General features: G+C 56.1%; 14 protein-coding genes and 1 pseudogene. 10 read left to right on the forward strand and 5 right to left on the reverse strand.

Annotated elements, in window-relative coordinates; translation table 11 throughout:
* Positions 1-175 precede the first annotated feature (175 nt).
* The gene (locus PCPL58_RS29660; protein ID WP_162273818.1) at positions 176-883 is read right to left on the reverse strand and encodes an HNH endonuclease; all 708 of its coding nucleotides are present in this window, start codon (positions 881-883) and stop codon (positions 176-178) included.
* Positions 880-2,433 carry an AAA family ATPase gene (locus PCPL58_RS16860; RefSeq protein WP_065349969.1) on the reverse strand — a complete coding sequence of 518 codons (1,554 nt, stop codon included), beginning with the start codon at positions 2,431-2,433 and terminating at the stop codon, positions 880-882. Before PCPL58_RS16860 ends, PCPL58_RS29660 begins: the two co-directional genes overlap by 4 nt.
* Before the next feature lie 492 nt (positions 2,434-2,925).
* On the opposite strand from PCPL58_RS16860, the pseudogene PCPL58_RS16865 reads away from it, so the two are divergent.
* Together PCPL58_RS16865 and PCPL58_RS16870 are read left to right on the forward strand one after the other, a co-directional pair.
* Positions 2,926-3,180: pseudogene (locus PCPL58_RS16865) on the forward strand (permease); the annotation flags it as partial.
* Between the two features lie 56 nt (positions 3,181-3,236).
* The gene (locus tag PCPL58_RS16870; RefSeq protein ID WP_065349970.1) at positions 3,237-3,812 is read left to right on the forward strand and encodes a GNAT family N-acetyltransferase; all 576 of its coding nucleotides are present in this window, start codon (positions 3,237-3,239) and stop codon (positions 3,810-3,812) included.
* 70 nt (positions 3,813-3,882) lie between these two features.
* On the opposite strand, the gene PCPL58_RS16875 is transcribed toward PCPL58_RS16870, so the two are convergent.
* Entirely contained in the window at positions 3,883-5,451 is a 1,569-nt protein-coding gene (locus PCPL58_RS16875) for a TerC family protein (RefSeq protein WP_065349971.1), read from the reverse strand.
* A 648-nt stretch (positions 5,452-6,099) separates the two neighbouring features.
* On the opposite strand from PCPL58_RS16875, the gene PCPL58_RS16880 reads away from it, so the two are divergent.
* The 5 genes from PCPL58_RS16880 to PCPL58_RS16900 all read left to right on the forward strand — a co-directional run bounded on the left by PCPL58_RS16880 (position 6,100) and on the right by PCPL58_RS16900 (position 8,999).
* The gene (locus PCPL58_RS16880; protein WP_002553776.1) at positions 6,100-6,381 is read left to right on the forward strand and encodes a hypothetical protein; all 282 of its coding nucleotides are present in this window, start codon (positions 6,100-6,102) and stop codon (positions 6,379-6,381) included.
* A gap of 137 nt (positions 6,382-6,518) precedes the next feature.
* Entirely contained in the window at positions 6,519-6,860 is a 342-nt protein-coding gene (locus PCPL58_RS16885) for an FKBP-type peptidyl-prolyl cis-trans isomerase (RefSeq protein WP_003432857.1), read from the forward strand.
* 128 nt (positions 6,861-6,988) lie between these two features.
* Positions 6,989-7,216 carry a hypothetical protein gene (locus tag PCPL58_RS16890; protein WP_003317903.1) on the forward strand — a complete coding sequence of 76 codons (228 nt, stop codon included), beginning with the start codon at positions 6,989-6,991 and terminating at the stop codon, positions 7,214-7,216.
* A gap of 50 nt (positions 7,217-7,266) precedes the next feature.
* A complete protein-coding gene (locus PCPL58_RS16895; protein ID WP_065349972.1) occupies positions 7,267-7,971 on the forward strand; it encodes a YoaK family protein in 705 nt (234 codons plus the stop codon).
* A 65-nt stretch (positions 7,972-8,036) separates the two neighbouring features.
* Entirely contained in the window at positions 8,037-8,999 is a 963-nt protein-coding gene (locus PCPL58_RS16900; protein ID WP_065349973.1) for a class I SAM-dependent methyltransferase, read from the forward strand.
* 57 nt (positions 9,000-9,056) lie between these two features.
* Here PCPL58_RS16900 and PCPL58_RS16905 read toward each other — a convergent pair whose 3' ends face one another.
* Both PCPL58_RS16905 and PCPL58_RS16910 read right to left on the reverse strand, forming a co-directional pair.
* Entirely contained in the window at positions 9,057-10,676 is a 1,620-nt protein-coding gene (locus PCPL58_RS16905; RefSeq protein WP_065349974.1) for a methyl-accepting chemotaxis protein, read from the reverse strand.
* A gap of 194 nt (positions 10,677-10,870) precedes the next feature.
* Positions 10,871-11,710 carry an IclR family transcriptional regulator gene (locus PCPL58_RS16910; RefSeq protein ID WP_065349975.1) on the reverse strand — a complete coding sequence of 280 codons (840 nt, stop codon included), beginning with the start codon at positions 11,708-11,710 and terminating at the stop codon, positions 10,871-10,873.
* 241 nt (positions 11,711-11,951) lie between these two features.
* Here PCPL58_RS16910 and PCPL58_RS16915 point away from each other — a divergent pair, with 241 nt between their 5' ends.
* Genes PCPL58_RS16915 through PCPL58_RS16925 form a run of 3 tightly spaced genes read left to right on the forward strand, consistent with a single transcriptional unit; the run spans position 11,952 to position 14,647 of the window.
* On the forward strand, positions 11,952-12,980 hold the full coding sequence (locus tag PCPL58_RS16915) for an ABC transporter ATP-binding protein (protein ID WP_065349976.1): 1,029 nt from the start codon (positions 11,952-11,954) through the stop codon (positions 12,978-12,980).
* A complete protein-coding gene (locus tag PCPL58_RS16920; RefSeq protein ID WP_065349977.1) occupies positions 12,977-13,849 on the forward strand; it encodes an ABC transporter permease in 873 nt (290 codons plus the stop codon). Before PCPL58_RS16915 ends, PCPL58_RS16920 begins: the two co-directional genes overlap by 4 nt.
* Before the next feature lie 3 nt (positions 13,850-13,852).
* Entirely contained in the window at positions 13,853-14,647 is a 795-nt protein-coding gene (locus PCPL58_RS16925; RefSeq protein ID WP_003348289.1) for an ABC transporter permease, read from the forward strand.
* The last annotated feature ends 17 nt before the right edge of the window (positions 14,648-14,664 follow it).

Genomic DNA, 14,664 nt, shown 5'->3' on the forward strand with positions numbered 1-14,664 from the left:
TTATCAAGCTAGCCCGCATTACCTCTACTATGCAGCTCGCATCCGACGCTTTGAAACCAGTTATTCTGCGCTAATGCTTCAAACAGTGCCGCCTTCCAAGAGTTTTTCCTATCTCGTCGCTCGACCCTAGCCACTCTGTCCAGATGATTGCGCCTTTCTTGAGGTGACCCAATATCTACCAAATACGCAGCTTGACTTGAAAGCTCTGATGCCGCTTCGATACCGAATCGCCAAGCAATTCTAAATTCACGAAATAATTGGACAGCCTAATCGCCAATTCGGGTGGCCAGTCTGCAGGTGGATTGACGCTGAAGGTAACTGATGCAGGTACAGTTTCTACGAGCTCAGCGTATAGCCAAGTTGTCGTCTCAAGAAGTTCAGGCTCGTAATAGGGATGTAAGACCTGATCTTCAGGACCTATTGCGGCAAAGCCCTTACCCTTGTTGCAGCTATAACAAGCAGGTGCCAAGTTTAACGACAACACCGAGAAAAGAGGATAAATAGACTTCGACATAAAGTGATCAAGTGTTTCAGCAGGTGCACAGGAGCAAAACGGACACTTTCCGGATGGTGCGAGCAGCATTATTTGGTCATAAAATTTCCGGGCGCTATTCGCTTTTTTTGAAAGCAGTGACGAGTACAAAGCAACCAACTCCCCTTTCGTTAGTTCACCAACGACAAGCTGACCGTCTTCCCCTCGAATACATCTCGAAAAAGTGTACAAAGTACTTTCTGAAGCATGAGAATGGTACGCTTCGAAAATTGCTAAAATATCGGAGCGTGCTGCGAAAAATTTGGCAGCTAATGCTTGGTCGGCTAGAGAACTGACGCACGCATCGAAAATGACTGACACCTCAATATCTGGCGGTGTAAGGCGTATCATATAAGATCACCTTCATCGGCGTCCCGAGTGGCGATTAGAGTACGCAATAAAGCCTGAGCTTCAACACCCAATTGATCTTCGTAAATGGCCATAATACTTTCAAAACTGCTACCTTCATCGACTGCATTTTGTAGTACCTCATGAAATCCGGACTTTGTAGCTTCCAGCCCAAATATTTCTCGAGTTAATACGCCTACATTCTCGCCAAAAGTCTCTCGTTCAGGACGATCAGTCCGACCTTCAGTACGTGAACGTGTGAGCTTCCAAACGCATGACCTAGGTACTTCTTGTACAATTACGGGAGAGTGAGACGCAATTATCGCAACACCGTTTCTATCTTGCAACAAATCCGATAGGGCTCTAGCAAAGGCAGAAAGAAGCGGTGGATGCAAATGACTCTCTGGCTCATCCATCAATACCAAAGTTTTCTCATCGATAGTGTCCACCAATTTTGTTATTGTAAGCAAAACTATTTTATGCCCAGAACTCATTAGTGACATTTGTTTAGCCGCAAACTGCTTTACCTCTTCTGCACTTGTACTTAGTAAGGCTTTTAGATCCATATCAGCAAAATTATTATCTGACTCTAGCCTAGAGATAGCTTCCCCCCATCTTTTCTTCTTATTTGGCTGACTAAAACAAGATTCCAAACTAATTATGTAATCATCAATTAGATCCTGCTCCGATTTCGGCGGTTCCGGAGCATCCCCCACTCGGTTTTTTTTCATACCAACGTAGAAATATGCAACCCCTTTACTCCTATCAGGCTGCTCCTTAGGCGGAATAAATGGGTCGAAAACGCTAAAAGAAACCGACACCACACTACTAAAATAATCTGATTCTAATGGAGTTAGCCCGCCTCCAAAATATCTCGTGTAAAAGCCCCATCTCTGCTCAGTAACTGGGGATATAATTGCGCTGATCATATTATTTAGCAATGTGGTCTTACCAACACCATTCCGTCCGATTAGAACGTGAATATTGGTCGATGGCTTTGACAGTGGAACAACCTCAAACTCAAGCTTTATTTGAGAATTTCTCTCATCTCCAGGATCAATATAGCTAAAATAAAACTCTGTAAGTTCTGCATGACCTTCTAGAACTCGTCTGAACTGCCCATGGATAACTGAAAGGCTTACACCTCGCATTAAAGAGCTTTTGAAAACCTTCTCCTCCTTGACTGATTCAAGCTTTTTATTATCGAAAACCACGTCTCCAAGAGAGGCCAACAATGAAAATCTGGCACTTTTATCAAAACAATCTGCGAGCGACTTATAATACTGGACATCTTGGCCTAAAGAGAACCAGTTATCTGGCAGGCTCGTAAAGCTCCGAGGTATACAATCCAATACCCATCCTGTAGGTTGATCTGTGTACCCTATCTTAACAGTACCCAACTCATGCTTAACGCCTTTAGCATCGTAAAGAGTCGTATCGAAAGATGTTTTAAAAGAATAATCATCCCAATTACTAGCTGAAAAATATATTGTGTTCGACGATGGAGCAACAATCCTTTTTCCATGCTCTAAAACGATAAAATTAATCACCATGAAATCCTTGTCTCCCTTGGTCCTTCTAAAAAATCCGTATAGTTTATCAGCCCCAGCCGTATCAGCGCTAAATTTAGAATTCGATACTGAGCTCAGTAATTACTAGCAAGACAATCAGGTTTTTTACTTCAAAGCGGTCCCTATCCCCTTCTGCCAGCATATGTGATTAAGCGATGCAAAACCGGACCGGCCATTGATTTATAAGGGTTTATGGATACGTCGTTGCAGTAGACTTCAGAAACGCGCCTTGCAAAAAAATAGTTTCATATCACGAACATTTGTGAGTACGACAAAACACAGACTAGACCTGACTTTTGCTGGCGTCCATACCCCCATCAATCTTTTTTAATCTTTAAAAGCTTTGCTAAATTTACCTGCATGCAGGGCCACCTCGCAAAAATACGCTCGATGCTATGAAATTTGTGACTCTGGACAGGCTACATGTATTAGGCATTGCCGTCGTTGAAGGCGTACTTGCAAGCTTTAACAACCATCGCCTTTATCGCAGCCATCAAGCTACTCAACTGGGAAAACCCCATCCACCACGAACAAAGCCTGCCATGGGGCGAGTACAACTTCGTCACTGTCGACCGCAAACGCTTGATGATCATCACGCACCGCACTGACATCACACTCGGCTTCGGAGCCCGATTCCAGCACGAGCTACTGTTCAACAAGTACCTGAATTTCCTCCACACCGTGCTCCCGTCCACGGCCGAGTTCACCGAAAAAGCCTGGAAGTGGTAGCACACCCACGCTAACGTACACGCCGGAATTCAAGCCCTACCCACCAAGGCCTCACCATGATCCAGATCCGCCCCATGACCCCGGAAGATTTCGAGCGCTTCTGGCCCACCTTTCAGGCTGTCGTCATCGCTCAGGAAACCTACGCCTACGACCCTGCCCTCACTCAGGAGCAGGCCCGCGATCTGTGGATGAAGGCGCCCTTGCACACGTTGATTGCCGAGGAAGATGGCCAACTGTTGGGCAGCTACTACCTGAAGGCTAACGCGGCAGGTCCGGGCAATCATGTCTGCAACTGTGGCTATATGGTGACGGACGCGGCACGGGGTCGTGGTGTGGCGCGGTTGATGTGCGAGCATTCGCAGCAACTGGCGCGCGACAACGGGTTCCTGGCGATGCAGTTCAATTCGGTGGTTGCCAGCAATGAGGTGGCGGTCGGGTTGTGGAGCAAGCTGGGGTTCGAGACGGTCGGACGGTTGCCCAAGGCTTATCGTCATGCCCGATTGGGCCTGGTGGATTGTCTGGTTATGTACAAGTGGCTGGCTGATGAGCCGGTGGCCAAAGAGCCTGCGCAGCCCAAGCTGATTGGCCGCAAGAATATTGAATCTGTGGTGTCGCGTCCGCGTCGAAAATAAGCATGACGCACACATGAAAACGGGGCCTGCTCAGCATGAGCAGGCCCCGTCTTGTATTACAGCTCGGTGCTTATTTGCCAGAACCCATATCGGGTTGTTTCTGCAGCAACACCCGAGTCACTCGACGCTCTTCCACGCCGACGACGTGCAGGTTCCAGCCCTGCCAGCTGAGGCTGTCGCCGGTAGACGGCAGGCGATCCAGCAGGCTCATGACCAGTCCGGCCAGGGTCTGATAATCCTCGGTCGCCTTGGCCTGGAAGCCCGTGCGCTCGCGAATCAGGCTCAGGTTCAAGGCTCCCGATACCACGAAGTCCTCGCCCTGCTCGACGATGTCCGGACCTTCCACTTCGCTGGCGTCAGGTAGCTGGCCAGCGATGGACTCGAGGATGTCGGTCATGCTCAACACACCAATGAAGTCACCAAACTCGTTGACCACAAAGGCGATGTGCGTCGATTCCTTGCGCATCTGCTCCAGGGCATTGAGGATGGTGAAGCTTTCCAGCAGGTTGACTGCCTTGCGCGACATCAGTTTCAAGTCGGGCTCGTTGCCGGACAACAGTTCCTTGAACAACTCTTTCTTGTGCACGAAACCCAGCGGCTCATCGATACCGCGCTCGCCAATCAGCGGCAGACGCGAGTAGGACGAGTGCATCAGTTTCAGACGGATCTTCTCGGCGCTGTCGTTCAGGTCGATACAGTCGACTTCCGCCCTCGGCGTCATCACCGTGCGAATCGGCCGCTCTGCCAGCTGCAGCACGCCGCTGATCATCACCCGCTCACGACGGTCGAACACCGGCTCGCTGCTTTCACCATCCAGCATGTCGGTGATTTCCTCATCGACGTCACCAGACTCCAGCTTGCGACCGCCCAACAGGCGCATCACCGCATGAGCCGCACGTTCGCGGCGCGGCAGGTGACCATGGGCCGACTTCTTGCTGCGCTTGCGGGCGATCTGGTTGAACACCTCGATGAGGATCGAGAAGCCGATGGCCGCATACAGATAGCCCTTGGGAATATGGAAACCCAGGCCTTCGGCGGTCAGGCTGAAACCGATCATCATCAGGAAGCCCAGACACAGCATGATCACCGTCGGGCGGCTGTTGACGAATTTGGTCAGCGGCTTGCTGGCAATCATCATCAGGCCGATGGAGAAGATCACCGCGATCATCATCACCGACAGGTGCTCGACCATGCCGACGGCGGTAATCACCGCATCCAGCGAGAACACGGCGTCCAGTACGACGATCTGCGCAACGATAGGCCAGAACAACGCATAGCCCGCATTACCGGCGCGCTGGGCGACATGCCCTTCCAGACGCTCGTGCAGTTCCATGGTGGCCTTGAACAGCAGGAACACACCACCAAACAGCATGATCAGGTCGCGACCGGAGAACGTCTTGCCGAATATTTCGAACAACGGCTCGGTCAGCGTCACCATCCACGAGATGCTCGCCAGCAGGCCAAGGCGCATGATCAACGCCAGCGACAGGCCAATGACGCGCGCCTTGTCGCGTTGTTCAGGGGGCAGTTTGTCGGCCAGGATGGCGATGAACACCAGGTTGTCGATGCCCAGCACCAGTTCCAGCACGATAAGGGTCAGCAGGCCAAGCCATGCCGTGGGATCAGCGATCCATTCCATGGTTTATGCAGCCTCACGATAAAAATGGCAGGGGTTGGTATGGGTCACTGTAGACCAGACGGCATGGCTAAACGTCAGGCATGGCGTTGCAGCGTCAGGACGCGAAGGTCTGCCGGAATCCATGCAGTGCAAGAGGTTAAGTGGAGAGACGTTCGAATGAAGCGGCCTGCTCGATAACAGTGAGATCACCGGCCAGCCATACGCGATGAAAGGAGGACAACTCGGAGGCTCCTGGAGGGTATTCATACAGTCCTGAAAATCAATACGGGCGCTGATCGTACAATACCCATAGATGTTTCGTACGTTGGGAAAGTATTACAAGACTTGACCACCGAGCGTGCTGCTTACCGAGCAGCAAATGAGCATGGGGCGACGTTTTGTCACACCTCAAGGCACTACCAGTTGTCTGACAACAGAATGGCGCGGGTAGATGCGCCAATCCATTTGTTTTAAAATTTTTCCATAACGTCAGGCATACGCAGTGCTTCCCGCGATCCTTATTCAACGTCGCCCTTCACTGCTCGCCTGAACAGAATCATAAAAAGAAAGCCCGTCATAGACGGGCTTTTTTCGTTTTCAGCTTTTGCATCCGATGCCCTCGACGGCATCCCGGCAACCCTTTTTCTTAACCTTTGAGGTGATTTACCCATGCTGCGCATCGTTGTTGTTCATTTGTTTCAGTGGCTCAAGCGTCTGTCGTCTGCGCTGTTCTTCCGCAGCGCAGAGGACAACTATTCGCGCAGCTTCACACGCGAAAACGATGACGAAGGCCGCTGGACGTTTGTTTCGATCGTCATCGTTCTGACCCTCAGCCTTTATTGCCTGGCTGGACTGGGTTACTACGCCAAGACCAATATCTGGGACGGCTTCACTCAAGAGCAGAAAGAGAACATCGCGCAGGCCATGGTGGTCAGCTCGCAGAATCTCTGACAGTTACTGGGTTCGACCAAACGGGGGAAGCGAAAGCTTCCCCCGTTTTTGTTTGACCGGCTTGTCAGGAGGCGGCTTTTCTGCGAGAAAGCCCGCTCGCGCCAATCACAGAGCGCGCTGCAACCGGAAGCATGGCAATGAGCAAAGAATTACAGATTACCGATCTGCACCCCGGCGAGGGCAAGGCAGCGGTAAAGGGTGCGCTGATCACCACGCATTACACCGGAACTCTGGAAGATGGCACGGTGTTCGATTCCTCACACGAGCGTGGCAAGCCGTTCCAATGCGTGATCGGTACCGGGCGCGTCATCAAGGGCTGGGACCAGGGCCTGATGGGCATGAAGGTCGGCGGCAAGCGTAAATTATTCGTCCCCGCCCACTTGGCCTACGGCGACAGAAGCATGGGCGCACACATCAAGCCCGGTGCCGACCTGACATTCGAAATAGAACTGCTGGAAGTGCTGACCCGCGACGATTGAGCAGCCTGCTTGCAGATCAGCCTGCATCGGCCGATACCCTGACGCACGGGCACACGCCTGATTGCTTGTTATCGCAGAAAAAGCCATGCTCCGGGTATGGAATTCAAGGTCTTGGCACAGGAACACGTATGGCGCTCAATAAGTCGACTCAGGAGCTGAAGCGACACCTGAAAGGGACAGCAACCAATCTGGAAAACACGGCGGAAGAAATTCTCAAACTCGCCTCACAAATGAACGATGTGGATGTCACCGCAGTGCTGCAGATGGTCAACCGTCTTTACAGCGACGCCGACCAGCTCAAAGCCTATGCTGATGAGGTCAAGGCCAAGCGGATCGTGCGCGCCAAGCCGCTGTAAATCGCTGCACCCGAGTTCAGACGCGCTTTCTTCGCTCCAGAGGGCCTTCGATGCTGCCACAGCCCGCCACTTCCAGCGTCAGCCCCAGGCACCTGAACATGCAGAAATGGCGTGGCCGGGTCGGCATGGGCCTGGTCGCTAGCCTGTCGGTTCTGGCCGGCATGACCGATGCCATCGGCTTCATGGCCACCGGCGATTTCGTTTCGTTCATGAGCGGCAACACCACCCGGCTTGCAGTCGCAATCAGTGATGGCGACCTGAGCGTGACGGTGCGTCTGACCCTCGCAATCCTTGCCTTCATTGCCGGCAACGCGCTGGGCGTGGTGGTTGCGCGCTTTGGCGGGCGACGTGCCCTGCCCTTGCTGCTGGGCATCGCTACGCTGCTGTGTGCGGCTGCCGCATGGCCGCTGGAAAGCAACATGCTCGCACTGATCTGGGCGATTCTGGCAATGGGCATGCTCAACGCCGCCGTCGAGCAGGTCAACGGGCTGCCGGTCGGCCTGACTTACGTGACCGGCGCGCTGTCGCGCTTCGGTCGTGGCCTGGGTCGCTGGATGCTGGGGGAACGCCGGGACGGCTGGCGCGTGCAACTGGTCCCCTGGGTCGGCATGTTCATCGGGGCCGTGATAGGCGCGCTACTCGAGCATCGTCTGGGGCTCAACGCCCTGTTGATCAGCGGCAGCCTGTCGGCGTTGCTGGGGCTGGTTTCGCTGAAAATTCCGCACCGCTGGCAACGTCAATACATGCCACGCTGAACCCTGCGATGCCCATCTGCTGAAATACGTTTACCATACGCCGCTTTTCCTGACCGATCTGCGCCATGACCCCTGAAGCACTCGCGATTCTGCAACAGCACCTGATCGACGCGTTGAACAACGTCCCGAATGAAACCCGCCGCCTGTTTCATGGCCGGGGCCGTATGTGGCCGGGGCTGGAGCACATCACTGTCGACTGGATGCAGGGCGTGGTGCTGGTCTCGGTGTTCAAGGAGCCTTTTGAATCCGAGCTGGCAGCATTGATGCAGCTGTTGCACGCGTTGATCGACACGCCCCAGTGGCAGCAGAGTCAGGCTCACACCTTGCTGCTGCAACACCGCTATCTGCCACAGAGCACCACGCAATGGCTGACCGGCGAGGTCATGGATGAATGGGTGATCACTGAAAACGGCCTGCGCTACAAAGTCGATTTCGGCAAAAAGCAGAACAGCGGCCTGTTTCTGGACATGCGCTACGGCCGTGAATGGGTGCAGGCTCAGGCCAAGGGCAAGCGCATCCTCAATCTGTTCGCTTACACCTGCGGCTTCTCGGTCGCCGCCCTGGCCGGGGGTGCCGACCACGTCGTGAATCTGGACATGGCCCGCGCTGCATTGAATCGCGGCCGCGAGAATCATCGCCTCAATGATCAGGACCTCAGCCGCGTGACCTTTCTGGGCCATGACCTGTTCAAGTCCTGGGCCAAGGTCACCCGTTGCGGCCCTTATGACCTGATCATCACTGATCCGCCGTCCTTCCAGAAAGGCAGTTTCATGCTCGACAAGGACTACCAGCGTGTCCTGCGTCGATTGCCGGAGTTGCTGGACGAGAACGGTTCAGTGCTGGCGTGCATGAACGATCCCGCACTGGGACCGGACTTTCTGATTCAGCACACCGCAATCGAAGCGCCCTGCCTGCGCTGCGAACAGCGCCTGGAAAACCCGCCAGAGTTCCCCGACGCTCGCGTTGAGGGCGGCTTGAAGGCGCTGGTGTTCAAGGCAGAAGGCTTGAGCCGCAGCGGATGGGCGTAACGGGCCGGGGCTGACAGCCTCTTATACGCCGAAGAGGCTGTCAGGTTTTCAAGTGACTCAGGCACCCAAACGCGCAATCACATCCCCGAGGCCAGTAGAAAGGCCCCTCAGTTCCTGACTGGCGTTCTGGGTACGTTTGACGTTGTCCTGATTGGTCACGGCGATGGCGGTGATTTCAGTGAGGTTGCGCGAGATGTCCTCTGCCACGGAAGTCTGCTCTTCGGCAGCCGTCGCAATCTGGCGATTCATGTCGCGAATATTCTCCACGGCCATGGTAATGCGCTGAAGGGTTGCGCCAGCGTTCGCGACCTGTTCCACGCTCTCTTCACTCCGCGCCTGACCGCCCTGAATGGCCTGCACCGCATCACTGGCACCGGTTTGCACCGAATTGATGATCTGATTGATTTCGGAGGTTGAAACGGCAGTACGCTGCGCCAGTGTACGAACCTCGTCAGCCACCACCGCGAAACCGCGTCCGGCGTCACCGGCCCGTGCGGCTTCGATCGCGGCATTCAGCGCCAGCAGATTGGTCTGATCGGCAATGCTGCGGATCACTTCCAGCACTTTGCCAATACGGCCGCTGTCGGTTTCCAGTCGCTCGATGACATCGGCCGTCAAAGCGATCTCGTTGCGCATGCGGGTGATGGTCGCAATGGTCAGTTGCATGACCCGCTCGCCATCCTGAGCGCTCTGGTCGGCCTCATCCGCAGCTCGCGCAGCATCGGCGGCATGTCGGGCAACGTCCTGAGCGGTGGCAGACATCTCGGTCATGGCGGTCGCGACCTGATCGGTACGCTCGAACTGCTCATGAGTGCCTTGTGCCATCAACTCGGCAATGGCATTCAACTCGCCGCCCGCCGTGTCCAGATCGGTGCTGCTGCGCTTGAGGCGGTTGAAGGTGTCAGCCAGGAAATCCCGCAGGGTATTTGCGGCAACGGCCAGACGACCCAGTTCGTCCTGTCGCGTGACCTCGACACGCGCCCCGAATTTGCCTTCGCTCAACTGGGCGACGTATTCGATAAGCATGCGAATGGGCGCAATCAGGTTGCGATTGACCATCCACAGCGCCAACAAACCGACCAGCAGCGCAGACACCAGCATCACCACGGCACCGACCAGAATGGTACGTTGGGCTTCATGGCTGATGGCAACGGACTGAGCATCGCTGCTCTTGTGCAATTGTTCGACCAGACCAGCCATCTGCTCGCTGGTCGGACGGTCGACACCTTTGACCGCCATGTCACCCGCGCCAGCGTCACCGCCCGCAGCAACAAACGCATCACGACCGGTCCGGTAGGCCGTACCCAGCGCCTGGTGTGCCTGCTGCAGCGTCTGCACCTGGCTTTTCAGCGCCGCGTCGGTGCCGTGCATTTCAGCAAGCCGACCCAGCGTGCCTTGCACCTTGCGCTCTTGCTCTTCGAACTGCCCCCAGTACTTGTCGCGCTCGGCGGGTGTTTTGCCACGCAACAGGACGTTTTTCCACTCCTGGACCTGAATCTTGAACTCCAGGTTGGCTTCGTCCACCAGTTGCGACGCCCGGACCGGGCCGTCGATAAGGCTGCGATAAGCCTGCACGTTATCGGAGAGAAAGTTGAAGCAGGCCAAGGCAATGACCAGCACAAGCGCAAGGCTACCGCCGAGCAGACCTAGAATTTGCAGTCGCAGGGATTTGGACATCAGGACGATCTCTGGAGAAAAAGAATCCGCGGGATACGCGAAAGTTGCAGACACGTCCCTGTAGACCGATCTTGTGGATCAGGTATATGTGGCCCTTGCGATCAACATCGGCCTACAAAACTTTTTCTTTAAAAACAGCGATGATCGGCAATACACCCGATAAAAGAACAAAACAGCAGCGGGTAACCTGCTGGCTAATCAACCTGCCCGAACACCTGGCTGGGCCGCCGCAGCGACGGGTCGAACGGGTTGATTCTGGCGCTGATGGCCGTGGCTTCACGCTTGAGCAATTCAACTACGGTCATCAGGCGATCGGGCCCCAGCCGGTCGGAGATGGTCGCCACACTGAGCGCAGCCACTGCACGACCGTTGCGGTCCAGGATCGGCACTGCCAGCCCGGCCATGCCCGGTAACGCGCCGGTGTTTCGCCCGGCATAGCCCAGACGCCGCACGTTTTCCACCTCCGAACGCAGAAACACCTCGTCGTACAGGTGAAAATCCTTGAGCCGTGGCAGGTTGTAGGCAATGACCGTTTCCCGCTCGTCCTCGGGCAGAAACGCAAGAATCGCCAGACTGCCCTGCCCCACGCCCAAGGCAACACGACCGCCGATGTCGCCGGTGAACGTGCGGATCGGGTACGGGCCTTCGCTGCGGTCCAGACAGATCGCATCGAAACCGCTGCGTGCCAGCAGAAACAGCGAGTCACCCAGTGACGCAGACAGGCGCAACAGGCTGGGGCGCACCACGTCACGCAGGTTGCCGGTATTACCCGCCTTGGCGGCCAAGGCGAAGAACTCAATGCTCAACCGGTAACGTTTGCTGAGCAGATCCTGCTCGACCATGCCCTCATCCATCAGGCTGCGCAGCAAGCGGTGCGTGGTGGGTTGCGACAGCCCGACACGCTGGGCGAGTTGCGTGACCCGCTCGCCGCCTTCATCACACTCGCCCAGGCAGCGCAGTACCGCGAACAGACGGGAAACAGCTCCCACACCGACTTCAGCTTTCGTAATATTCCGATCAGTGGAATTATCCATGACAATATCTCTTTATATTTCCACCAAAAGAATTAATTCAAAGAAAGATGTTATTCAGTGAAATTCCTTGTTGAGCCCATCCTAGCCTTCGCCCTACTCTCAGTCCACCGGGGCGATTTGAACAATCATCGGTAGCCGACTCAGAGCGAGCGCCAACGTCCACACAACTGCATGACTTCATTTCGCATCTGCCCATGACAAACGCGTGCTTCGGCGCGCATGCACAAAGGTGGAAGCAGGCATGGCATTTCTGCAGCTCGAAGGTCTCTCCAAACGCTACGGCTCCATTGACGCGGTCGTTGCCACCAACCTGGCCGTCGACAAGGGCGAATTCGTTTCTCTGCTCGGCCCTTCCGGCTGCGGCAAAACCACCACCCTGCAAATGATCGCCGGCTTCGTCGAAGTCAGTGACGGACGCATTGTGCTCGACGGGCGCGACATCACTCACGCCAAACCCAGCAGCCGGGGCCTCGGCGTAGTGTTCCAAAGCTATGCGCTGTTTCCGCACATGACCGTGGCTGACAACGTTGCGTTTGGCCTGCGTATGCGCAAGGTGCCTGCCGCCGAGTTGCACCCGCGTGTCAAACGGGTGCTGGAGCTGGTGCGCCTCGGTCAGCATGCCGAGCGCTATCCGCGCGAGTTGTCCGGTGGGCAGCGCCAGCGGGTCGCATTGGCCCGCGCACTGGTCATCGAGCCGCCAGTACTGCTGCTCGACGAGCCGCTGTCCAACCTGGATGCCAACCTGCGCGAAGAGATGCAGTTCGAAATCCGCCGCATTCAGAACGAAGTCGGCATTACCACGCTGATGGTCACCCATGATCAGGCCGAAGCCCTGTCGATCAGCGATCGGGTGGTGGTAATGCAGGCCGGTCGTATCACCCAGATCGACGAGCCTTACAAGCTCTACGAACACCCGCGTACACGCTTCATCTCGGGTTTCGTCGGCAAGGCCAACATGTTGCAGGGAGATCTGGACAGCAACGGCATCCCGCAGATTCGTCAGGTGCCCGGCGATGGCAGCCTGACCCTCAGCCTGCGTCCCGAGAAGATCGATCTTGTAGCACCTGGCTGCGGACGACTGTCCGGGCGCATCGTCACCCGTTATTTTCTTGGCAGCCAGTGGCTGTATCGCATCCAGACCAGCATTGGCGAAGTGACGGTTGTACGCCGTAACGATGGCCAAGCGCCGCTGGAACAAGGCGCGGCGGTCGATATGGACTGGCCCACCGAGTTGCTGCGCGTGCTGGATGCCGACGAGGTGCGCGCATGAGCCTGCTGAGCGAAATGCGTCAGGGCGGTCGCGGCTATTGGCTGTCGGCTCCGGCGCTGGCGCTGTATATCGGCTTGCTGGTGTTGCCGCTGGGGCTGACTCTGGTGCTGTCGTTCAACGTGTTCGACTATCAGGTCGGGGTGAAAAGCGACAGCTACACGCTGGCCAACTATATGGCCGTGGTCACCGACTCGTATTTCTATGAAATCTTCCTGCGCACCTTCTGGATCAGCGCGCTGGTCACCCTGCTGTGCGTGCTGATCGGCGTCCCCGAAGCCTACATTCTCAGCCGCATGGGCACGCCGTGGCGCTCGATCTTCCTAATCCTGATTCTCACGCCGCTGCTGATCTCGGTGGTGGTCCGGGCGTTCGGCTGGAGCCTGCTGCTGGGCGCGGACGGTTTGATCAATCAGGTCATCCAGTTCATGGGCGGTCGCCCGATGAAACTGCTGTACACCCCGTTTGCCGTGGTCATTGCGTTGGTCCACGTCATGTTGCCGTTCATGATCATTCCGGTCTGGACCTCGCTGCAGAAGCTCGACTCCACCGCCGAGCAGGCCGCGCTGTCGCTGGGCGCCAGCCAGGCGAAAGTCATGCGCCTGATCGTGCTGCCGCAGGTCATGCCCGGCGTGCTGTCCGGCTCGCTGATCGTGTTCGGCCTGGCCGCCAGTTCGTTCGCCATTCCCGGCCTGCTCGGCGGACGACGTCTGAAGATGGTCGCCACGGTGATCTACGACCAGTACCTCTCGGAGTTGAACTGGCCGATGGGCGCAACCCTTGCCGTGGCGCTGCTGTTGGTCAACCTGCTGGTCATGCTGTCCTGGAACCGCATGATCGAAGGCCGTTACAAAAAAACTCTGGGGGAATGATCCATGTCCAAGAACGGTCCGTTGGCCCTCTCGTTTCATGCGCTGGTGGTGATCTTCATGATGGCCCCGCTGGTCGTGGTGTGCCTAGTGGCGTTCACCCCGGAAAACACCCTGAGCCTGCCCACCACCCATTTCTCGCTGCGCTGGTTCAAGGCCGTCTTCGAGCGCGCCGACTTTATCGATTCGTTCTACAACAGCCTGATCCTGGCGTTCGTATCAGCGACGCTGGCCACGCTGATCGCGGTACCTGCCGCACTGGCAATCACGCGTCATACATTTCCCGGTCGCAATTTTTTCAACGCCCTGTTTCTCTCGCCGATCATCATTCCTCATTTGGTACTGGGGGTGGCGATGCTGCGCCTGTTTGCGCTGATGGGTGTGAACGGCAGCTTCACCTGGCTGATCTTCGCCCATGTGCTGGTCATCACGCCTTACGTACTGCGCCTGGTACTGGCGGCGGCAATCGGCATCGACCGCAGCGCCGAGCACGCCGCCGAGTCCCTGGGGGCCGACCGTTTCACGCTGTTTCGGCAGATCACCCTGCCAATGATTCTGCCCGGCGTGGCAGGCGGCTGGTTACTGGCGTTCATCAACAGTTTCGATGAAGTCACGCTGTCGATCTTTGTTACATCGCCAGCGACGCAGACCCTGCCGGTGCGCATGTATGTCTACGCCACCGAATCCATCGACCCGATGATGGCCGCCGTATCGGCACTGGTCATCGCCCTCACCGCCGCCACCATGATCCTGCTCGACCGGGTCTACGGGCTGGATCGCGTGCTGGTCGGCAAACACTAATCCGGAGCTTTCACGTT

It is taken from the genome of Pseudomonas cerasi (assembly GCF_900074915.1).
Lineage (GTDB): Bacteria > Pseudomonadota > Gammaproteobacteria > Pseudomonadales > Pseudomonadaceae > Aquipseudomonas > Aquipseudomonas cerasi.

Bases quoted from the DNA above. Each gene is read 5' to 3' on its own strand.
- PCPL58_RS16905 (WP_065349974.1), bottom strand. From the start codon at position 10,676: ATGTCCAAATCCCTGCGACTGCAAATTCTAGGTCTGCTCGGCGGTAGC.
- PCPL58_RS16890 (WP_003317903.1), top strand. From the start codon at position 6,989: ATGGCGCTCAATAAGTCGACTCAGGAGCTGAAGCGACACCTGAAAGGG.
- PCPL58_RS29660 (WP_162273818.1), bottom strand. From the start codon at position 883: ATGATACGCCTTACACCGCCAGATATTGAGGTGTCAGTCATTTTCGAT.
- PCPL58_RS16895 (WP_065349972.1), top strand. From the start codon at position 7,267: ATGCTGCCACAGCCCGCCACTTCCAGCGTCAGCCCCAGGCACCTGAAC.
- PCPL58_RS16925 (WP_003348289.1), top strand. From the start codon at position 13,853: ATGTCCAAGAACGGTCCGTTGGCCCTCTCGTTTCATGCGCTGGTGGTG.
- PCPL58_RS16875 (WP_065349971.1), bottom strand. From the start codon at position 5,451: ATGGAATGGATCGCTGATCCCACGGCATGGCTTGGCCTGCTGACCCTT.
- PCPL58_RS16915 (WP_065349976.1), top strand. From the start codon at position 11,952: ATGGCATTTCTGCAGCTCGAAGGTCTCTCCAAACGCTACGGCTCCATT.
- PCPL58_RS16870 (WP_065349970.1), top strand. From the start codon at position 3,237: ATGATCCAGATCCGCCCCATGACCCCGGAAGATTTCGAGCGCTTCTGG.
- PCPL58_RS16880 (WP_002553776.1), top strand. From the start codon at position 6,100: ATGCTGCGCATCGTTGTTGTTCATTTGTTTCAGTGGCTCAAGCGTCTG.
- PCPL58_RS16910 (WP_065349975.1), bottom strand. From the start codon at position 11,710: ATGGATAATTCCACTGATCGGAATATTACGAAAGCTGAAGTCGGTGTG.
- PCPL58_RS16900 (WP_065349973.1), top strand. From the start codon at position 8,037: ATGACCCCTGAAGCACTCGCGATTCTGCAACAGCACCTGATCGACGCG.
- PCPL58_RS16860 (WP_065349969.1), bottom strand. From the start codon at position 2,433: ATGGTGATTAATTTTATCGTTTTAGAGCATGGAAAAAGGATTGTTGCT.
- PCPL58_RS16885 (WP_003432857.1), top strand. From the start codon at position 6,519: ATGAGCAAAGAATTACAGATTACCGATCTGCACCCCGGCGAGGGCAAG.
- PCPL58_RS16920 (WP_065349977.1), top strand. From the start codon at position 12,977: ATGAGCCTGCTGAGCGAAATGCGTCAGGGCGGTCGCGGCTATTGGCTG.